Here is a 20,508-nt window from a genome sequence, read left to right on the forward strand (position 1 = left end):
CGCTCGACCGTCACCAACCGCAGTTGACTCGCCAGCCGTTGCTGCTCGGCCAGCAAGGCTTGGTAGTCTTCGGTGGACAGCGTGATGGTGGGCGTCATGCCGTTATTTTACCGGCTTTACATCCGCGTTTCAGCCTACTTGGGTATAGGTTCGTGCCGGATGCGGCCGCATCGCGGCCAAGTCAATACCGGCTAACAACCAGTGGAGTTGCTCGACCGTCAACGTCACAACTGCTGCCTCTTTCGGCCAGTGAAAACGGTCGGCTTCCAGCCGCTTGAGCATCAACCAAAAACCGGTGCGGTCCCACAACAGCAGTTTGATCCGATCCCGCCGGCGATTGCTGAACACGTAGATGGCCGGCTCGAACGGATTCAAGCCTAATGCCTGCTCAACCAGCAGCGCTAAACCATTGATGGCCTTGCGGCCGTCGACCGGCTCGCGGTGCAGGTAGACCTTCAATCCTGCGTCGAAACGAAACATGGCAGCTCGGCCAACGCCTTCAAAATCACCGGCAGGTCGCTCAGCTCGACAGGCTGTAACGCGAGTTTAACGCCGTTGGGCAACTCCGCACTGAGCGCTGACTCAGCCGGTTTCTCTGCGCTCAGCGACTGAACGGGCACAAAAGCCGGCAACGTTAATGGACTGTTCGGATTCGGATGTCCTGTTTCTCGGTAATGCCCCATCCACTTGCGCAGCAGATTGGCATTGATACCGTATTGCAGAGCGATCTTGGCAACCGATGTGCCCGAATGCAAGCAAACTTTCACTAGCTCCCGCTTGGCTTCCGGATCATAAAGGCAACGGCCGTCTCGCCCGTGCCCCACGATTAATGGCCGCGATAATCGCGTGTTATGCTCCTTCATAGGTGTCCACCTGATTATAAGTGGACACTATCTTCGTTCCTTTCGAGCTGTTTATACAGATGCTGTTAAAGGACCGCTTACGGATTATTTTGGGTCGTGACCGTTTGCGTGGGTTTGTTTGTATGTGCCGGACCAAGTTGGTTTGTTCTTTACGGCGCGATCAGTACCGTTGGCCTATTGGCTTGGTACCGATTCCGTAAATTGACGGTAGCACTCGGTAACGCGGTTTTTCATCCTGAGATGAGGGCGGTATTGGTAACAGCCTATCGGAATTTGGCGGAGCGCAAAGCGCATGAATAAACTTCTCGACCCGCCCTTACGCTATTTCAGTATCTATCTGGGCGCTGTTTCAGCCATCGAAATCGCGCACCTGACGGTTTGGAGTCTATTGTTTTGTCCGATGTTGGCCGGCATGGCCGGATTGGCGCGCAGGTATTCCAGGCAACGCAGTTGGGGGCTATTGGCTGCCATTTGCGTCAGTCTGGCCGTGGGTATGAATGTGTCATATCAAGCCATGGCCGGGGCTATCCCCGCTGTCAGGAGCGTACGCTTCGATGCCCAGTTGTTGGCATTGGATCGGCTATTGATAGGCGAAACGCCGTCGGTATGGTTGGAACGATGGATTAGCCCACCGCTCACCGAACTAATGAGCGCTTGCTACTTGTTATTGATGCCATTGTTGCTCGTCAGTCTGCTGCGTTATTTTTTCCGGCGCAGGGAGTTGCTCGGCGAATTTTACACCGGCCTATTCGCGGTTTACGGCTTGGGGTTTCTCGGTTATCTGCTGGTGCCGGCTGCCGGGCCTTGGCTGGCCTATCCGGAGTTGTTCAACGTCAAATTGAGCGGCGGCGCGATCACGGCATTTAATCAAGCGATGGTTGAGCAAGGCAGCAATAAAGTCGATGTCTGGCCGAGTCTGCACGTGGCTGTGACGCTTTATATACTGGGATTTGCCGGACGGCATCATCGCCTTGAGTTTTGGGTGTTGTTATTGCCGATATTGGGTTTATGGATCGCTACTTTTTATTTGCGTTATCACTATTTTGTCGATGTCCTCAGCGGCTTGGCGCTGGCCGGTTTTGGTTTGTACGAAGCTCGCCGTCATGCTGATCACCCTGCCATAAACCCCAGTAAGAAGGATACCTATGCCAACGCTGTTTGATTTTCATCATCCGTCTGCTCTGGATTCTGCCATATCCGGCGGCAAAGGTGCCAACCTTGCCCGCTTGACTCAGGCTGGGTTCGCCGTTCCACCTGGCTTTTTGTTGCCGCCGGAAGGTTACTACTCGTTCATTGAGCAACACGGTGCACTGCCGGATCTGCTTCGGAATTTGCCTATAGACGAACCCCTGGCCTTGGAACAGGCGTGCACAAGTATATGCGAGCAGCTGACCCAGCTATCGGTGCCAGAAAGCCTGAAGCAGGCAATTGCGGATATGTTGGCTGAGTTTCCGGGCGATACGGCGTTCTCCGTGCGTAGTTCCGCCACTGCCGAGGACTTGGGTGGCGCAGCATTCGCCGGGCAGCACGAAACGTATCTGAATTGCATCGGCATCGACGACATTGTTTCGCGTATCCGGGATTGTTGGGTGTCGCTGTGGAGTGCCCGCGCCATTACTTACCGTTTGCAGGCCGGCATCGGCTTGTCGAACACTGCGATGGCGGTAGTGGTGCAAAAAATGGCCTTCAATCGGGTCGCCGGCGTGGGGTTTTGCATTAATCCGGTTACCGGCGATCCAGCACAACAGTCGGTGGATGCCAATTATGGCTTGGGTGAATCGGTGGTGGGCGGTGAGCATCAGGTTGATCACTGGTTGCTGGATAAGTCGTCCGGCCGAGTGTTGGACGCGGTGCTGGCGCATAAATCCTCATGCATCGTCGCCGACCGCACCGGTACGCGCAGCGAGAACTTGTTAGATGATCAAGCTAATTTACCTTGTCTCAGCGAACCTGAATTGGTTGAGTTATCCGATTTGATGCGACGTGTCGAAAAGTTTTACGGTTATCCGCAGGACATAGAGTGGGGTTTTGAGGGTGAACAATTATGGCTGTTGCAAGCACGGCCGATTACCCGTATCCCGCCGCGCTGGACCCGCGACGAATCCGCCGAGCGATTTCCCTCGGTGATTACGCCGCTGGCTTGGGACTTGGTGGAGGAGGGTTTTCACCAATCGTTGTCGCATTCTTTCGAACTGATGGGCTTGCCGCCGTTTCACGGCAAGTGGTTCGCCTTGTTCGATAATTATGTATACGGCAATCAGAATGCCGTCGAAGTTTATGCCGAAGGCACTGCAAATTCCTTAAACGTGCGTTCGGTTACCGAACTGATGTCTGCTTTACCGACACTACGCAAACGCTATGCCTGGGTGCAGGAATTACCGATGGCGTGGTCGCGCGATTTGGATCGCTATTTACTCGGCCTTGGCGAATTAATGGCCGAGCCGCTGACAGGACGCTCGATTCCCGAGTTGTGGGATTTTGTAATGCGGGTGAAGCAGCTGGGTGCGGAATATTTTCTGCCTAATATTGCCATTTCCATTACTCAGCGCACGCTTTACAAACTGGTGTATAGCATCGTCCGCGCGACGGTTGGCGAAACGGATGCACCGTCGACCTTTGATCGCTTGTTGGCGTACTGCGAAACCAAAACGGGTTTCGTCAATAAGGAACTTTACCGGCTGGCACGTCGGATCGCCGGGCGCCCCAAACTCGTGCAAGCGTTGCGCACCCAAACTGGTCAGCAATTTCTTGCTTCCGGCGAATTCATACGGGAAGCAGATATTGCAGCCGCTTTTCAACGTTTTTTACTGGATCATGGGCATCGGGAAGTAGAGTTCGATCCCTATCATCCGACCTGGTTGGAAGCGCCATGGCTGGTGATTGAAAATCTGAAAATGATGTTGGACTCGGCCATGGAAGACCCTGCCGAAAAGGAACGTACTTTGAAAATTCGGATGTTGGAAACCGAGCGGCAATTGATCGGCGGATTGCCGGAGGATTTGCGGTTTCCTGTTCAAGAGCTGTTGCGCTTGACGCGGGTTTATACCGCATTGGACGACATAGAGCATTACCAAACTACACGATTGACATTGCCGTTCCGCAAGGGTTTACGGGCCTTGGGTGTAGCCTTGCAGGCCAGGGGCATCATTACGGAAGCGATGGATGTATTCTTTGCCAGAGCCGAACAGCTCTCGGAAACAATCCGCGTTAACGACGCCGAGTCGTGGCATTGTTTGGCGGATAGCGTAGCCCGGGAAAAGCAGGCTTATCAAAACCATAGGCAGATTTCACCGGAATGGGAATTGGGTAACTCACAAGCCTATACCGCTAAAGACGGGGACTTTGTTGGTTTGCCCGGTAGCCCCGGTGTCGCCAGCGGCGCGGTATTTAAGGTGTTGTCGCAGGACGATTTCGCCGATTTTCCGGCCAACGCGGTACTGGTAGCTCGCACCACCAACCCTGCCTGGACACCTTTATTTTATAAGGCGGCGGCCGTGATCACCGAAAGCGGCGGACCTTTATCGCATGGCGCAGTGACTGCGCGAGAGGTGGGGTTACCCGCAGTAATGAGCGTCAGAGGTGTGCTGGATGCTTTGATGAATGGCGACAAAGTGACAGTCGATGGTACTGCGGGCCGAGTAAGACTGGATTGAAGCAAGTCTTCGTAAGCAGGTCGGTCGGTCCACTTTGCAAAAATTCGGGATACCCCCGGTTTTTGCCATAAGCGCAAGATTCAGAGCTTTGGCTTGGCGCCGCGGTTAAATCGAACCGATATGGCCTGCCGCAGCGTTTCCAATCCCGCGCCTTTACCGGCGATTTTCAACGAAGCGTAAGCATCCAGACTAAAACTATAAATATCGCTGGCCAGCGCCATATTGGCATCTTCGCGTCGGCTCAATTATTTGCGCAGTCGGTAAGGCAAGGGTAGAGATTAGGGCCGCATTCGCCGATGCGATTCTGCCTCCCAAGCCGCGCGTACGCCCCCGCGTGGGGACTTAGTAACGCGCGTCTAGCGGGGAATGGCACCTCTGCGGCGAGACGGGTTGGCGCGTGGGATCGATAAATCTTGGCTTTCAACGCTGTTTCCGGCTAGTATCGACCCGGCCATTCCGATACGAGAGTACCCTGATGATCAGCGCTGAACTGCGGCAATTACCTGCAACCGAAAAACTCAAGCTCATCGAAGCGCTGTGGGACGATTTGCTCGATAACGAAAATGACGTCCCGGCGTTACCTTGGCATCAGGAGGAGTTACAGCGCACGGAAGCCGCTTATGCAGCAGCGGATGTCGAGGTGGTCGATTGGCGGCAAGCCAAAAAGGCATTACGCTCGCGGTTCGAATAAAAATTCGGAGTTTACGCACTGCCATGGATGATTTGTCGGCAGGCCGCGTGTTTTACGATAAGCAGTAGGAAGGCGTAGGCGATTATTTTTTCGATAGTCTGTTCGCCGAAATTGATTCATTAGCTTTATATGCCGGGGTTCATAGCCTGCATTTTGGATTCCATAGGCTTTTGGCAAAGCGGTTTCCCTACGCCATTTATTACAAAGTGATCGACGATCAAGCCCTTGTGTTTCGAATTCTGGACTACAGGCGGAATCCAAAGCGGCTTCGGCGGGAGATAGAGCATTAATCGGTTCAGGCTTAGCTGTGCCGCATTTCACGTATATTCAAGCTCTAGCTTGAATACCTAAAACTTGGAAGCTCTTGCGTCCTGTCAAATAAAGAGTGCTAGAGCTTTCAGGGTTCAGCTGCCAAGCTGGAGTTCGGTAACCAGTGTAAAAACAGCGGCAGTCGGCCAAGTGCGGACGGATAGTTTTTCCGACGAAGGTCTGTTGATTGATCTACAGCCGCCAGCCGTAATCCCAAAAAGGTGCGACCGCCTATAGGTTGTGCCGAGCCATGCGAGGCGCAACGATCGCGAACGGTGCGCCTGACGGCAGCACCCGTTAGTCTGCGCACCTTATGGCCTTGACAACCTCTGGAAAAGGAATGCTGCCGTCAAGAGTGGCATGTGCAGCTTCGGCAACAACTTCAGATTTCATAGTAATCCTTCAATGTAAGAGTATTAACGTCTAGCATGAAGCTAAGAGGCAGCGCGCTTTTGTGCTGTCCCGCACCGCTCATGCGGTGCATATTTGGACGCTGGAGCGTCCGTCATTGCGTTCCCACGCTGGAGCGTGGGAACGATGGAAGGCAGTTAGAGATTGTTGGTGCCGCAGCCTTATTGTTTGCCGCGCAACGCAAAGGGTTGATCGTGGATGCTGAGACGGTGAATGCACAACTCAATGGCGCCGGTCGATGGCTAACGGCAGCATCCTATTTGGCGCACCTTATCGAGTTGTAGGAACGTAGGAATCGCCCATTCACAAATATGATTGAGTAATGCAGACATTGGCTTAATCTTGTTTGGCAATAAAAATTTTGCTAAATAATTTGACAAAAAATATATTGTCTATTACGGTGGCAACATATTTTTTGTCAGTAGTCCTTCATGCCTCATTATCAGCCTTTACACGATATATTCGAAACGCTAACCGAGCGCTTGACCAGTGGCGAGCATGTCATCCTCAGTGGTCATCGCCGCATCGGCAAAACCCAGTTGATGCAACATCTGGAAGCAAACGCTCCAGATACTTTCCTGCCCACTTATTTGATCGTCGAGTCGTCGGATACTGTCGACGAGTTTTATCGCAAGCTGATTTCCCATTTGGTGGATCAAAATTTTTTGAACCGTTGGGATACGCTGGGATGGAGTATTACTAGTCGCTTCAAAAGTATCAATATCCAGGAACTGGGCAAGAGTGTACGTTTCGGCGACGCCAAATCGCTGGATTATCACGCCGAGTTTTGCCGTTTACTGGAACATCTGGAGCCGGGTCGGCCCATCGTATTGATGTTGGACGAATTCCCACAGACGTTGGAAAACATCCGCGAAAACGAAGGGGTGCCGCAAGTGCGCAAGTTGCTGACCACCCAGCGCGAATTGCGACAAGAGCCGAAGTACAAAGGCAAAATTCAATTTCTCTATGCCGGCTCCATCGGCTTGCAGAACGTGGTGGAGGGCATGGGCTTTACCAAGCACATCAACGATTTGCGCGAAGTTAAAATGCGTCCGTTCCGGCGCGATGAGGCATTAAGTTATACCCAGTGTTTGTTGCTGCGAAAAGGACTGCAGGCCGACGCTATCTGGCTGAAAACGTTGCTGGACCGTATCGATTGGTTGGCTCCGTTCTACATCAGTTTGCTGATCGACGAACTCCACGCGTCTCCGCTCGAAGAGAAGCATATCGATGAGGCTTTCCAAGCCATGATCGGCCATCGCAACAACTTCGAACACTGGCACAACCGCCTGAAACCGCAAGCGTTAAGCAAAGAAGAATACCGATTTTGTAAAACCTTGCTCAGTTTGGCGGCTGATCCGGATCGCCTCGGCATCGACTACGCTGAAGCCTGTAATTTGGCGGTGCAACACGATGTCATGGACGAAGTTTCCCGCCTGCTGAATATCCTGCAACACGACGGTTATCTGGCCCGTGACGAACAAAATCGCTTTCGTTTCATCTCCCCGGTACTGCGTGCCTGGTGGTGGAAAGAAATTGCCAACTGATCGGAGCCCAAAGATGAAAGTAGCAGCTATTTATAACCCGCAGGAAATGCAGGAAGACTTGTTCGTCGAACGCTTCGTGGTACGCCGCGATACCTTGGTGGAACTGCTGCAACGCGTTCGCGAAACCGGGCCTAATCAATTGTTCAAGCACACCATCATTCAGGGCTTGCGCGGCCAGGGTAAAACCACGCTGTTGCGTAAGCTGTCGATTTGCGTGCGCGACGACGCCGAAATGTCGCCTTGGTTGATTCCGGTGTTGTTTCGCGAGGAGGAATATTCGGTCACGTCTTTATGCCGTTTGTGGGAACTGGTAGCCGAGCATTTGGCCGACCAACCTGAGTTTGAGACATTGCCGGATCAATATGAAGAAGCTTACCAGTCGCCGCACTACGAAAAGGATTGTTTCTCTATCCTGGGCGATGCTTTGCAACAGGCGGATAAAAGCGTTTTGTTGTTGATCGATAATCTGGGAGAAATGCTCGGCAAGTTCGAATTGCGTGATCAGCAACGGCTACGGGAAATCCTGCAAACCAGTCGCCGCATCCGCATCGTCGGTGCTTCTGCCGTGATGCTGGAGCAGCATTACGACCAAGGTAAGCCGTTTTTCCAGTTTTTTACCGTCAAAACCTTGTCCGGCCTCAATCGCGAGGAAACCCACGAATTGTTGTTGGGGCTGGGTAACGCCGAGCAGACCGCAAAAATGCGGGAAATTCTGGAAACCAAAGCCGGAAAGGTCGAAGCCCTGCGTCGCCTCACCGCCGGCGTGCCGCGCACGATGATTCTGCTGTTTGAAATCTTTCTGGACGACCACGGCAGCGCGTTGGACGATCTGGAGGTGTTGCTGGATCGCGTCACGCCACTATACAAACACCGTTTGGACGACCTACCAACCCAGCAACAGGCCATCGTCCACTCGATTGCACTGGGTTGGGACGCCATGTCCACCAAGGAAATAGCCGCCAAAACCAAACTCGCCAGCAAATTGGTTTCCGCGCAATTGAAGCAGTTGGAAAAAAACCGCCTGATTCGCTGCATCCCTACCTCGACCAAGAACCATCTCTACCAATTGGAGGAGCGCTTTTTCAATATTTGGTGTTTGATGCGCTTGGGGAGGAAAAACGACAAGCAACGGGCGATTTGGTTGGTCAAATTTTTGGAAAGTTGGTGCGACGAACGAGAGTTGGCCGAACGTGCCGAGCGGCATATGGATGCTTTGAAGGAAGGTAGATTGGCACCACGTCATGCCTTGTTGTGGAGTCAAGCGCTGGCGCAGAGTTTGCGGGATATGGAATTGCAGCAGCGAGTGTTGGATACCACAAGGGAATTCTTGCCGCAAATTTCTGAGAGTTTGCCGGAGTCGGATTATGTGTTGTTCGATAAAGCCGGTGAAGCATATCAACGAGGTGATTTAAAAGAAGCGTTGAAGCTGATATTGCCCGTAGCTGAAAAAGGTAACCCAAGGGCCATGGGATGGGTTGGTGTTATTTATCAAGATGAGGGTAAATTGAAACAGGCTGAGTTTTATTATCAGAAAACTGTGGAGAAAGATCTTCCTGTTGGTTTTTTTGCATTGGCTAATTTATATCAAAACCAAGACAAGTTAAAAAAAGCAGAGCGTTATTATCTTTTAGCAATTGAAAAGGGGGTTACAGAAGCGACGCTTGGTCTTGCCGAAAATTATTCTGCTCAAGGTAAATGGGAACTTGCCGAACACTATTTTTCGATAGCGGCGGGTGCGGGGGATGCCGAAGCGATGCGTGATTTCTCTTCCTTTTATCTGGCACACGGGCAACAGCCGCGTAAAGCGCTAACGCTACTCCGTAATGCTTTGGAAATTGAGCCAAAAGCTGTTTCAAATAGGTTGTTGGGTTTGGTGACCCTATGGAACGAAGATTATCTTGAGGCCTTTAATTTCATTGATCAAGCCTTGCTTGAACTCAAGGGAGATCAAAAAGAAATGGCCATATTGCTTCCTGTGCTAGTGATGATGTTAGTTGCCAAAGGCCAAACCGAATTTGCATTGAAATTATTCGAAAGTGAAAAATATGGCCATTTAAAATTAAAAGAACATTTAAAGCCGTATTTTTATGCCGTGTTGCAGGAGATTGGCGAATCCCGTCGTGACGATGCCTTACGCATGGGGCCGGAATTGGAGCAAACCGTTGCCGAAATTCGGGCCGATTTCGAAGGCTTTCGACTGCGATACCGTTTATTGCCAGAACAATCAACTGACACAAACCCCGTATAATCGCCCGCTTTTTACCTGCTACATCCGATGTCCTCAACCGAAACCTTGAAACAACTTTCCCGAAACATTGCCAGCTGCATGAGCGCTGATCGCCATGGTTTGAAGCGGCAATTGGATAGATTGCGCAACGAGGCGGGGAAGGGCAAGGACGTAAGCGGGCAAGTGCAGCAATTGGCAGACAAGATCGAGCGCTCGGCGAGCCGCTGCAACCAGCGGCGGGCCTCGCTCCCGGCCATCCAATACCCGGATTTGCCGGTCAGCGGTAAGAAGGACGAGATTGCCGAGCTGATTAAAAACCACCAGGTCACCATCGTCTGCGGCGAGACCGGTTCCGGCAAGACCACCCAGTTGCCGAAGATATGCCTGGACATCGGTCGCGGTATCGGCGGCATGATTGGCCATACTCAGCCCAGAAGGATCGCGGCGCGCACCGTCGCCGACCGCATCGCAGAGGAGCTGGGCCAGGCCATCGGCAACACGGTCGGTTACAAGGTACGCTTTCACGACCAGACCGCGCCGAATTCGCTGGTCAAATTGATGACCGACGGGATTTTACTGGCGGAAACCCAGAACGACCGCTATCTGAACCAGTACGACACGCTGATCATCGACGAGGCCCACGAGCGCAGTCTGAACATCGATTTTTTGCTGGGCTATTTGCGCTGGCTGCTGCCGAAGCGGCCGGATTTGAAAGTGGTGATCACCTCGGCGACCATCGACCCGGAGCGCTTTGCCAAGCATTTTAATGGCGCGCCGATTGTCAACGTCTCCGGCCGTACCTATCCGGTGGACATTCGCTACCGGCCGATCGAACTGATCGAGGAAGACGACGAGACTTCGGCCGATTTGCAGCAAGCGATACTGGATGCGGTGGACGAGCTTTATAGAGACCTGCGCGGCGATATTCTGATTTTTTTGAGCGGCGAACACGAGATTCGCGAGACCACCGAATCCTTGCGCAAGTCGCATAACAACGGCCGCTACGAGGTGTTGCCGCTGTATTCCAAACTCAGCGTCGCCGAGCAGGAGCGGGTGTTCAAGCCGTCCGGCAACAAGCCGCGCATCGTGTTGGCGACCAACGTCGCCGAGACTTCGCTAACTGTGCCCGGCATCCGCTGCGTGATCGACTCCGGCCACGCCCGCATCAGCCGCTACAGCGCCAAGAGCAAGATTCAGCGCTTGCCTATCGAGCGTATTTCCCAAGCCAGCGCCAACCAACGGGCCGGGCGTTGCGGCCGGGTCGCCGAGGGCATCTGCATTCGGCTGTATTCGAAAGAGGATTATCTGGCGCGGCCGGAATTCACCGATCCCGAGATTCTGCGCACCAATCTGTCGTCGGTGATCTTGCAGATGGCGGCCTTGAAATTGGGCGACATCGAGGAATTCCCGTTCGTCGAGCCGCCCGACGAAAAAATGGTGCGCGACGGCAAGACTTCGTTATTCGAAGTCGATGCGCTGGATAAGCAAGGCAACTTGACCGACACCGGCCGCCAGTTGGCGAAGATTCCGACCGATCCGAAACTGGCGCGCATGCTGCTGGCGGCGGCGCAATTGGGTTCCTTGCACGAGGTCGCGATCATCGTGTCGGCCTTGAGTATTCAAGACCCGCGCGACAAGCCGGCCGACAAGTTGCCTCAGGCCGAGGCCAAGCATGCGCAATTCAAGGCCGAAGATTCGGACTTCCTGACCCTGCTGAATCTGTGGAATGCCTTCGAGGAACAGAAGAAACACCTGACCAATAGCAAGTTGCGTAAATACTGCCAGGACAACTTTTTGTCCTACATCCGCATGCGCGAATGGCACGACATCCATACCCAGATCATGCAGGTGGCGCGCGGCGATTTGGGCTTAAAGACCGCCGGCAATCCGGCCAATTACGAGCAAATCCACATGGCGCTGCTGCCGGGTTTGTTGTCGAATATCGGCTTTAGGCATGAGCAATACGAATATTTGGGCGCCAGGGGCCTGAAGTTTTTCATCTTTCCCGGTTCCGGCCAGCACAAGGCGCGGCCGAAGTGGATCATGGCCGCCGAGCAGGTCGAGACCAGCAAGGTCTACGCCCGCACCGTCGCCAAGATCGAGCCGGAATGGATAGAAGCCTGTGCTCAGCATTTGGTCAAACGCAATTATTACGACCCGCATTGGGAGAAGAACGCCGGCCGCTGTGGCGTGTTCGAACGCACCTTGTTGTACGGCTTGACCCTGACCGCCAAGCGGAAAGTGCCGTACGAAAACGTCGATCCGAAAGCGGCGCGGGAGATGTTCATCCGTCATGCCTTGGTCAATCAGGACTACCATTCCAACGCGCCGTTTTTTAAAGCCAACGAAAAACTGCTGGAGGAGGTCGGTTACATTCAGCACAAGGGCCGCCGCGTCGATTTGATCGAGGACGAGGAATGGCTGTACCAGTTTTACGATAAAAAGCTGCCGGCCGAAGTGGTCAGCGGCATCGCGCTGGATCAATGGCGCAAAAAGGTCGAGCGCGACAATCCAAAGATTCTGTTTCTGACCAAGGAAGACCTGACCCGCAACGACGACAACCAGATTAACGACTGGGATTTTCCGGACAGCAAAAAGGTCGGCGATTTGACCATCGAATTGCACTACCGCTTCGAGCCCGGCCACGACGAGGACGGCGTTACCGCGATCATTCCGGTGCACCAGCTCAATCAGATTCGGCAGATGCCGTTCGATTGGCTGGTTCCCGGCATGCTGGAGGAAAAAGTTACGGCGCTGATCAAGTCGCTGCCCAAACATTTACGTAAACACTTCGTGCCGGTGCCGAACACCGCCAAGGCCTGTCTGGAAATCGAGCCGGATTTCAAGGGTTCGGTCTATGAATGGCTGAGCAATCGTTTGCGCAAGCTGACCGGCGAAGCGATCCCGCTCAACGAATGGCAGCCGGATCAACTGCCGGAACATTTGAAGATGAACTTCCGCGTCGTCGATGACGCCGGCCGAGCCATCGGTTACGGCCGCAATCTGGTCAAGCTGCAAGCCGAACACGCGACCAAGGCCGGCGACAGTTTCGACAAATTGGCGCAGGAAGAAATGAATCACACCGGCTGCATCGCCTGGGCCTTCGACGACTTGCCTGAAACCTGGCAGTTCATGCAAAAAGGCCAGAGCTTCATTGGCTTTCCGGCCATCGTCGATGAAGGCCAGACGGTCGGCGTGAAGATTCTGGAAACCCAGCACAAGGCCGAGCTGGCTCACTTCGACGGCTTGACCAAGCTGTATCAGTTGGTTTGTAAAAAAGATGCGCAATACCTATTAAAAAACCACGGCGTGTCGCCGGCCTTGCAACTGGCCTACAACCAGCTGCCGGCCCATCCCTTACTCAAAGACCGCGCCGGCGGCGAGTTCAAGGACGATGTGTTGTATGCGGTGTTCGCGGCGGCGTTTGTCGAAGGCCAAGCCATACGCACCCAGCCGCAATTCGAGGCGATTTTGGCGGCAAAAAAATCGACGCTAATGACGACGATGACCCAGGCCGGCAAGCAAATCGGCGACATCCTCGGCCAATACCAAATGCTACGCAAGCGCTTACAACAACCCGGCGTCGCGCCGGGCGTGCGACAAGACATCGAGCAGCAGTTGGGCTTATTACTCTACAAAGGTTTTTTGCGGCATACCCCGGCCGGGCAATTGGCGGCGATCGCGCGTTATTTGAAAGCCAGCGAATGCCGCTTGGATAAACAAAAGCCGGATTCGCCGGACGTTCAGGGACTCAACAGGTTGTGGCAGCATTACTGGCGGCATATCGAAAAACAGATGAAGACCTTGACGCCGACGCCCGAGCGGGAAAGCTTCCGCTGGGCCTTGGAAGAATTGCGGGTGTCCTTGTTCGCGCAACAGTTGAAGACGGCATTTCCGGTATCGGTGCAGCGTCTGGAAAAGCAGTGGGATCAGGGGGGTTAGGTCGGCCGGCGCCGCGTTTTGCCGTCTTAGGCTAACGATTGCGAACCTCTGTTTGCCGCAGCGAACGTCAATCGCGAGCCAGGAGCGGTTTCAGCGGCGAAGCGGCGGGTTTTTCGGTGTTCGATTTCGGCGCGCGAATGCGGCTCGGCTCGCGACCGATCGTTTAACAAACTATGTTAAATAACGGATATGAAATCCGGCAAATCCCTCGGCCCGGTTTGCGCTGAGCGCTGGCCGCGGCTTGCCCGGCAGCCGCCGGGTTCAATCAGAGGGTGTTGCCGGGCACGCGCGGGTGCCTGCGGCCGGCGGTGCCCGGCAGGTGCGCCGGTTTAACCGCCCCGGCAGTATCGCTCGACTCGATTTGTGGCACGAATATGGCTGGAGGTCCGGTTTGCCAATCGGATTCCGCCAGGTTCAGGCTCATGCGTTCATGACAGTCGACATCAGCAACTTGTATCAAAGTTACCGCAAGGAATTAATCAACCATTTGTCGCGCATCGTTAAATGCCCGGACACGGCTCAGGATTTGGTGCAGGACAGCTACATCATTTTGGCCAAAACTTCGATCGACACGCCTATCGAGCATCCGCGCGGCTTTCTGTACCGTATCGCCGGTAACTTGGCCTTGGATTATCTGCGGCATTCTAAGATCGTCGAACGCCACGTCGAAACCCATGTCGCCGACGAAGCGCAACATCCCAGTCCGGAGCAAGAAGTCGGCGCGGATCAGCGCCGAACCTTGCTGCATCTGGCGATCGCCGAACTGCCGCCGCGTTGCCGCGACGTGTTCATCCTGCACAAGTTACGAGGGCTGAGCTACCGGGAAATCGCGCAACGATTGGCGATTTCCGAAAGCGCGGTGGAAAAACATATCATCAAAGGCTTGCAGCATTGTCGGGACCGACTCGGTCCGCATTTTGGCCGGCCCGACTCCGACTGAGGATTCGGCGCCGATGGACGTCTTATCAGCGGCAGTCCCATGCCGTGCCCGCCGTTTTATAATGCCCCCATGACCGATTCAGTACCCGATAACGCCAAGGCTCAAGCCGTTGCCGACCAGGCCATGCATTGGTTCGCGCGCCTGCGGGGTGATTCGGCATCGTCGACCGAGCGGGAGGCGTTCGCCGAGTGGTACGCCGCCGATTCCGCCCATCGCGCCGCCTACGACGATATTGCCCGATTTTGGCAAGACGACGATTTGGCCGGCGCCTTGGCCGACTTTTCGATAAGTGCCTCGGCGTTGCCCGCGAGGCGGCGGGTTCGCTATCGCATGCCGCTGTTGGCGGTGGCGGCCAGTTTGGCGTTGGCGGCGGTGGTTCTGCGTCCCGGTTTGAGTTGCGTGCGCGCCGATTTCTGTAGCGCCGTGGGCGAAATCCGCAACGTGGAACTGGCGGACGGCAGCCGGATCACGTTGAATTCCGACACCGCGCTGTCGGTGGACTATCGGGCCAGCGAACGCCTGGTTCATTTGGCGTACGGCGAAGCCTATTTTGAGGTCAGCCACAATCCGGAACAGCCCTTCGTGGTCGACAGCAAGCATTGCCGGACCCGGGTGTTGGGTACCCGTTTCATTGTCCGCGACGGCGTTGGCCACGACGAAGTCTCGGTGCTCGGCGGCAGCGTCGAAGTGGGGCAAGGTCGGCAAGTCGCGGCGGTATTGAAAGCCAACGACAGCATCGCGGTCGGCGCCGATCTGGACGGCGGCCGCCGCAAACTGGCGCCCGCCGCGATCGGCGCTTGGTTGAAAGGTAGCGCGGTGTTCGACAATGCCACGTTGGCCCAAGTCGTCGCCGAGCTGAGTCGCTATCGTCGCGGCCGCATTTTAATCAAGGACGCCGCCACTCGCGAGCTAAAAGTCAGCGGCCGTTTCAATATCGCCGATACCGATCAGGCCCTCGAAGCCCTGCGGCAAACGCTGCCGATACGGCTATACAAACTGACGCCCTGGCTGGTCGTTATCGGTTGAATTGGCGAGGTAGGCACTGGCTTACGGCGCTTCATCGCGCGGGAATGCTCTCGGTCGCCGCTTTAGCGTCTACCACGGCGGCCTGGGAAGCCGCCGGCTGGTAGGCGCGGCTTCGGCCGCGATCGATGGCGTTTCCCGATGCCAAAATGCCTCGCGATAGTCCGGCGTCGGCAAAAATCACCGAGAAACTGTTTGCGCGACCTGAGGGAAACTCGTCGCCGCCCGTCTTCCTGTCAACCTCGAGGTTTTCGAGGATCTTTCGACTACATCAGGAGACACGCATGGCAATTCCGACTTTTCGTCCTATCACCGCGAATTTCGGCATCTCGTTGGCGCTGGCCATCGCGGCGGCGCTGACCTCGCCGGTCGCCATCGCCGCCGAGCAGACGCTGGACTACGACATACCTCCGCAAGCGCTGAGCAGCGCGCTGAACGCCTACGCCGACATCGGGAACGTCCAGCTGAGCTACCCGGCCGGTTTGACCAGCGGTTTGCATTCGCCCGGCGTTTCCGGAAAATGGTCCCCGCGACAAGCCCTGGAAAAATTGTTAACCGGCACCGGGATCAGCGCCAAAACTACCGCCAACGGCACGATCACGCTGGAAAGCACGGCGGAGCCGCCAAAGCCGGGGGCCTCGGCGACCACGCCAACCTTGCCCAGCGTGACGGTGACCGGGCAGGCGGCTTACTTGAGTAGCGATCCCTATAATCCGGACTATCATCGGCGCACGGCGTCGACCGCGACCAAAACCGACACGCCGCTGATGGAAACGCCAACATCGATTCAAGTAGTGCCGCGCGCGGTGCTGGACGATCAACAAGCCATCCGGCTGGACGAAGCCACCAAGAACGTTAGCGGCGTGCAGGCTCCCAGGCAGTTGGGCGTGCTGTTCGACAACTTCATGATCCGCGGCTTTACGACGCCGTCGTTCAATGTTTATCGCGACGGTCTGCGCCTGGCATTGCAATCCTTCGAAACCGCTAACCTGGACCAAATCGAGATATTCAAAGGTCCGCCGTCAACTTTGTTCGGCCGCAGCGCGCCGGGCGGCCTGGTCAACATGGTCACCAAAAAGCCGTTGTTCACGCCGTATTATTCGATCGGCCAGCAATTCGGTTCTTACGATTTGTACCGCACCACGCTGGATGCCACCGGTGCGCTTAACGACGATAAAACGCTGGCTTACCGAATGAATTTTTCGTATATGGATGCCAATTCCTTTCGGGATTTCGTCGGCAGGGATCGGGTGTTCGTGGCGCCGCAACTGACTTGGAAGCCGAACGACGCGTTTGAAATCAACCTGGGTTATGAATACAAAAAGGACAATATTATCGGGGATAGGGGAGTCGCGGCGGTAGGCAACCGGCCGGCCAACGTGCCGATCAGCCGTTTTCTTGGCGAACCGAGTTTCTCTTCTCAGCAAGCCGAAAGCCATCTTGGTCACTTAAGTTGGACCTACCATTTTAATGACGACTGGAAGATTCAACAGCGCTTCGCGGTGAACATGCTCGATACCTTTAACCGTAACATCGTGCCGATTTCCATGGAAGCCGATAACCGGACTGTCAATCGCGGTCTGTTTTACGGTTTGACCGAACGGGCTACCTATACCCAAGATTTAAATCTCAACGGTAAGTTCGATACCTTCGGCATTGGCCACAACGTGCTGCTTGGTTTCGATTACTATCGCTTTGAGGAAAGTCGGGGGGTGACCTTTCTGCCTGGCGCGGCTTTTATTCCCGCAATCGATATCTTTAATCCAGTATACGGCAACGTCAAGCTTCCAAACGACTTGGCTAAAAACAATTTCGTTATCGAAAATCAAGAATGGTTCGGGTTATATTTTCAGGATCAGGTCGATCTAACCAAAAATCTGCATTTTTTGTTTAATGGACGGCACGATTGGTCTACCGCAATCGCGGGATTCTCTAACTCGGCGATGCCGGAGGCCACAGCAGTAGCGGCGGAAAAATTCAGCCCGCGCCTGGGCTTGGTTTATCAACCCGCTAAATGGCTTTCCTTGTTTGCTAACTGGACCGAGGCTTTGGGGGCGTCCAATGGCCGATCAGCCGCCGGCTTGCCCTTGCCGGCGGAACTTGCCGAACAATTCGAAGGCGGAATCAAAACCGAGTTTTTTGACGGACGTTTGACCGCATCGCTTGCCGCATATGAGTTGACCAAGCGCAATGCGCTTACCGACGACAGTTCCACCCCCGACCCGTCTGACCAAATCGCGGTGGGCGTGGCCCGCAGCCACGGTTTGGAATTCGATTTCTCCGGCGAATTGACCGACCGATGGAAAGTCATCGGCAGCTATGCCTACACGGACGCCCGGTATTTGCAAGACAATGGCCAATTCGGCGATGCGCCGTTGGTCGGCAAGCGCTTGCCGAACTCCCCGGAACATTCCGCCAATTTATGGACCAGCTACCAAGTGACGGACGGTTTTAAAGTCGGTACCGGCGCCTATGTCGCGGGTAAGCGTCAGGCTAACGCGGCCAACAACTGGCAATTGCCGGGCTACGTGCGCTGGGACGCGATGGCGGCTTACCAATGGACGCTCGGCAAGTCTAGGATGACGGCGCAGGTCAACGTCAACAACATTCTCGACAAGCGTTACTATGCCTATGCCGACGAATTCGGGAATCCGCGCTTTGACGCGATGCCCGGCGAACCGACCACGATACTGGGCTCGCTGAAGGTTGAGTACTGAGACCTGGCTTGATTAATAACGGTCGTTTTAACTGGGGGAGGGCGGTCGTTTGTTCGTATGCGGCGGCCGGCCGACAACAAACGGGAGCAGGGATTTATTGGTTTAGCGGTAGGTAAAACCCAAGTTAAAAACGTCTTATCAGTATAAGCTCGCCGCGCGAAAGGACTATAAAGCCATGAACTCACCCGCATCCGCCGTTACCGCCGCTCCAGTCAATGCCAACGCCAAAAGAACCGCGCGTTTGGATGGGCTCAAGGCCCGCCGCAAACTCTGGCTGAAAGTCCATCTTTGGCTGGGTTTGAGTCTGGGTTTGTTTTTGGCGTTGATCGGCTTGACCGGCTCGGTCCTGGTATTTTGGCAGGAAATCGACCGGGCGCTGAATCCCGCATTGTACGTTTCGGCGCGCGCCGGCGGCGATCACCAGTCCCTGGACTCGATATTCGCGGCGGCCGAGCGCGTCGCGCCGCCGGCTTGGGAGTCGGCCTGGGCCGACGCGCCTACCGCGGCCAACGGCAATTACGTGTTCGGTTTTTATTACCCGAGCGGCAGCCAATCGCCCGAATCCGCGCAATCGTTGAATATCGCCATCGACCCCTACACGGCGGAGCCGGCCGGACGGCGGGTGTTTTATCACGCCAGCAATCCGCTGAAACACAGCTTGATGGGGTTTTTCTTCAAGCTGCATTATGCCTTGCTGTTGGGGGATACCGGCGTGACGGTGGTTGGGATATTCGGCGTGCTGTTTTTGGTTTCGGTTTTGTCCGGCCTGATTTTGTGGTGGCCATTGACCGGAAAATGGCGGCGGGTCTTGACGATTAAGCGGCGGGCCAGTCGCGAACGCTTCAATCACGACCTGCACCAAAGCGCCGGCTTTTATAGCCTGGCGGTCATGCTGGCCTTGCTGGTATCCGGCATTTACTTCAATTTGCCGGAGCAGTTTCGCTGGCTGGTCGGACAGTTTTCCGAACTGAGTCCCGAGCCGGCGATTCCGGCGCATGCTTCGCCCGGTCAAGCCGGCGCGCTGGACCGAGCGATCGAGCGCGCCCGGCGCGATTTTCCGGGCGGCGTAGCGCAATATTATACTTGGGAAGGCGGAACTCACCGGCGTTTTCAAGCCTGTTATCGCGACGTCGAATCCTTGCGATACAAGGTGATGAACGACCGCTGTCTGGTTTTCGACCCGGCTAGCGGCGCGTTGCTACAGGTTCAGGATGCCGAGCACGGTAGCGCCGGGGACGTTTTCATGCTGTGGCAATGGCCAATGCATTCCGGCCGGGTGTTTGGCTGGACAGGCCGGATTTTGGTGTTCGTGACCGGTTTGCTTTGCCCCTTGTTATTCGCGACCGGCTTGATTCGCTGGTTGCAAAAGCGTAAATCCGCGAAAGCGAAACTTAGGGCTAGGATTGCGTTAAATAACATTGTTTAAACTCTGGCGATCCCGGTGGCTACCGGCGAATGCGCGCCGATAGGCTGGGGCGATGCCAAGTTCTTCTTTGGGCGGAGCGGATGTGGCGCGGTTTCCAGCCAAGCTGCTGAGCTGAACATCGTTGTTCGGCAAGTTTCGGCGTAAATTTTGCTGCCTAAATGCCACACCATAGCCGCTCCTCTCCTACCCTCTCAATGCTAGAACTGACCGCCGACGACATTGCCGATCTGATGCATAAGCATCGCCGCGAATTGCTACGCTTTCTGGCGCAACGCATCCGTTGCACGGACGCCGCTCAGGATATTTTCCAGGAAACCTTTATTCGTTACGCCGGTTACGGCGGTAAGGATCGCATCGACAATCCGCGCGCTTTCATTTTTCGCATCGCCGCCAATTTGGCCACCGATTATTTGCGCAGCCACCAGCGCCACGCCGGGTGGGACCTCGAGGTTGGGGAGGGCGCGGAGAGCGACGGCGGCGAGCCGGCATCAGTCTCCGCCGAACGTACTGTGATGTCGCAACAACAACTGGAACGCTTGATTGCCGCGCTGGACGAATTGTCGCCCAAGTGCCGGGAGGTGTTCGTCTTGCTCAAACTCCAGCATTGCAGCTACGCGGAAGTCGAACAAAAATTGGGAATCTCGCAGACGATGATTTTCAAGTATTTGACCCAGGCCATGCGCCATTGCCGGCGGACGGTCGGCGAGTTGGATTGATTTGGCTGTCGATGGCGTCCAGCGCGGCGGCCTTTACCCGATT

14 protein-coding genes are annotated in these 20,508 nt (G+C 55.1%); 11 read left to right on the plus strand and 3 right to left on the minus strand.

The window, feature by feature from the left end; all coding sequences use genetic code 11:
* Window positions 1-129: 129 nt before the first annotated feature.
* Both tnpB and BJL95_RS10525 read right to left on the minus strand, forming a co-directional pair.
* Window positions 130-480, minus strand: coding sequence for an IS66 family insertion sequence element accessory protein TnpB (gene tnpB / locus BJL95_RS10520; RefSeq protein ID WP_064031840.1), 351 nt, complete (start codon window positions 478-480; stop codon window positions 130-132).
* On the minus strand, window positions 456-863 hold the full coding sequence (locus BJL95_RS10525) for a transposase (protein ID WP_254786668.1): 408 nt from the start codon (window positions 861-863) through the stop codon (window positions 456-458). The genes tnpB and BJL95_RS10525 overlap by 25 nt, the downstream gene beginning before the upstream one ends.
* A 292-nt stretch (window positions 864-1,155) precedes the next feature.
* On the opposite strand from BJL95_RS10525, the gene BJL95_RS10530 reads away from it, so the two are divergent.
* Both BJL95_RS10530 and BJL95_RS10535 read left to right on the plus strand, forming a co-directional pair.
* The gene (locus tag BJL95_RS10530) at window positions 1,156-2,025 is read left to right on the plus strand and encodes a phosphatase PAP2 family protein (RefSeq protein WP_071157791.1); all 870 of its coding nucleotides are present in this window, start codon (window positions 1,156-1,158) and stop codon (window positions 2,023-2,025) included.
* On the plus strand, window positions 2,009-4,516 hold the full coding sequence (locus tag BJL95_RS10535; protein WP_071157793.1) for a PEP/pyruvate-binding domain-containing protein: 2,508 nt from the start codon (window positions 2,009-2,011) through the stop codon (window positions 4,514-4,516). The genes BJL95_RS10530 and BJL95_RS10535 overlap by 17 nt, the downstream gene beginning before the upstream one ends.
* A gap of 80 nt (window positions 4,517-4,596) precedes the next feature.
* Here the strand turns inward: BJL95_RS10535 and BJL95_RS23865 are convergent, their stop codons facing one another.
* Window positions 4,597-4,761: a hypothetical protein gene (locus BJL95_RS23865; protein WP_254786769.1), complete on the minus strand. Its 165-nt coding sequence runs from the start codon at window positions 4,759-4,761 to the stop codon at window positions 4,597-4,599.
* Between the two features lie 230 nt (window positions 4,762-4,991).
* Here BJL95_RS23865 and BJL95_RS10540 point away from each other — a divergent pair, with 230 nt between their 5' ends.
* From BJL95_RS10540 to BJL95_RS10585, 9 genes are all read left to right on the plus strand, one after another.
* Window positions 4,992-5,207, plus strand: a complete 216-nt coding sequence (locus tag BJL95_RS10540) for an addiction module protein (protein ID WP_071157795.1) — start codon at window positions 4,992-4,994, stop codon at window positions 5,205-5,207.
* 1,151 nt (window positions 5,208-6,358) lie between these two features.
* Entirely contained in the window at window positions 6,359-7,474 is a 1,116-nt protein-coding gene (locus tag BJL95_RS10550) for an AAA family ATPase (protein WP_071157799.1), read from the plus strand.
* The gene (locus BJL95_RS10555) at window positions 7,401-9,722 is read left to right on the plus strand and encodes a tetratricopeptide repeat protein (RefSeq protein WP_139306217.1); all 2,322 of its coding nucleotides are present in this window, start codon (window positions 7,401-7,403) and stop codon (window positions 9,720-9,722) included. Before BJL95_RS10550 ends, BJL95_RS10555 begins: the two co-directional genes overlap by 74 nt.
* Window positions 9,723-9,749: 27 nt before the next feature.
* Window positions 9,750-13,643: an ATP-dependent RNA helicase HrpA gene (gene hrpA, locus BJL95_RS10560; protein ID WP_071157803.1), complete on the plus strand. Its 3,894-nt coding sequence runs from the start codon at window positions 9,750-9,752 to the stop codon at window positions 13,641-13,643.
* A 391-nt stretch (window positions 13,644-14,034) separates the two neighbouring features.
* A complete protein-coding gene (locus BJL95_RS10565) occupies window positions 14,035-14,583 on the plus strand; it encodes an RNA polymerase sigma factor (protein WP_254786770.1) in 549 nt (182 codons plus the stop codon).
* A gap of 69 nt (window positions 14,584-14,652) precedes the next feature.
* Entirely contained in the window at window positions 14,653-15,609 is a 957-nt protein-coding gene (locus BJL95_RS10570; RefSeq protein ID WP_071157807.1) for a FecR family protein, read from the plus strand.
* A 281-nt stretch (window positions 15,610-15,890) separates the two neighbouring features.
* Window positions 15,891-18,323 (plus strand): TonB-dependent receptor, encoded by a 2,433-nt coding sequence (locus BJL95_RS10575; RefSeq protein ID WP_071157810.1) that lies wholly within the window; start codon window positions 15,891-15,893, stop codon window positions 18,321-18,323.
* A 175-nt stretch (window positions 18,324-18,498) separates the two neighbouring features.
* On the plus strand, window positions 18,499-19,749 hold the full coding sequence (locus tag BJL95_RS10580) for a PepSY domain-containing protein (RefSeq protein ID WP_071157812.1): 1,251 nt from the start codon (window positions 18,499-18,501) through the stop codon (window positions 19,747-19,749).
* 194 nt (window positions 19,750-19,943) lie between these two features.
* Window positions 19,944-20,465 (plus strand): RNA polymerase sigma factor, encoded by a 522-nt coding sequence (locus BJL95_RS10585; RefSeq protein ID WP_071157814.1) that lies wholly within the window; start codon window positions 19,944-19,946, stop codon window positions 20,463-20,465.
* The last annotated feature ends 43 nt before the right edge of the window (window positions 20,466-20,508 follow it).

The sequence above is a fragment of the Methylomonas sp. LWB genome, assembly GCF_001856095.1.
In the GTDB taxonomy this organism is placed as follows: domain Bacteria; phylum Pseudomonadota; class Gammaproteobacteria; order Methylococcales; family Methylomonadaceae; genus Methylomonas; species Methylomonas koyamae_A.

What these genes read in the sequence shown, in the direction of transcription:
- hrpA (WP_071157803.1), top strand. Translation starts at nt 9,750, where the DNA reads ATGTCCTCAACCGAAACCTTGAAACAACTTTCCCGAAACATTGCCAGC.
- BJL95_RS10540 (WP_071157795.1), top strand. Translation starts at nt 4,992, where the DNA reads ATGATCAGCGCTGAACTGCGGCAATTACCTGCAACCGAAAAACTCAAG.
- BJL95_RS10580 (WP_071157812.1), top strand. Translation starts at nt 18,499, where the DNA reads ATGAACTCACCCGCATCCGCCGTTACCGCCGCTCCAGTCAATGCCAAC.
- BJL95_RS10530 (WP_071157791.1), top strand. Translation starts at nt 1,156, where the DNA reads ATGAATAAACTTCTCGACCCGCCCTTACGCTATTTCAGTATCTATCTG.
- BJL95_RS10535 (WP_071157793.1), top strand. Translation starts at nt 2,009, where the DNA reads ATGCCAACGCTGTTTGATTTTCATCATCCGTCTGCTCTGGATTCTGCC.
- BJL95_RS10525 (WP_254786668.1), bottom strand. Translation starts at nt 863, where the DNA reads ATGAAGGAGCATAACACGCGATTATCGCGGCCATTAATCGTGGGGCAC.
- BJL95_RS10585 (WP_071157814.1), top strand. Translation starts at nt 19,944, where the DNA reads ATGCTAGAACTGACCGCCGACGACATTGCCGATCTGATGCATAAGCAT.
- BJL95_RS10575 (WP_071157810.1), top strand. Translation starts at nt 15,891, where the DNA reads ATGGCAATTCCGACTTTTCGTCCTATCACCGCGAATTTCGGCATCTCG.
- BJL95_RS10570 (WP_071157807.1), top strand. Translation starts at nt 14,653, where the DNA reads ATGACCGATTCAGTACCCGATAACGCCAAGGCTCAAGCCGTTGCCGAC.
- BJL95_RS10550 (WP_071157799.1), top strand. Translation starts at nt 6,359, where the DNA reads ATGCCTCATTATCAGCCTTTACACGATATATTCGAAACGCTAACCGAG.
- tnpB (WP_064031840.1), bottom strand. Translation starts at nt 480, where the DNA reads ATGTTTCGTTTCGACGCAGGATTGAAGGTCTACCTGCACCGCGAGCCG.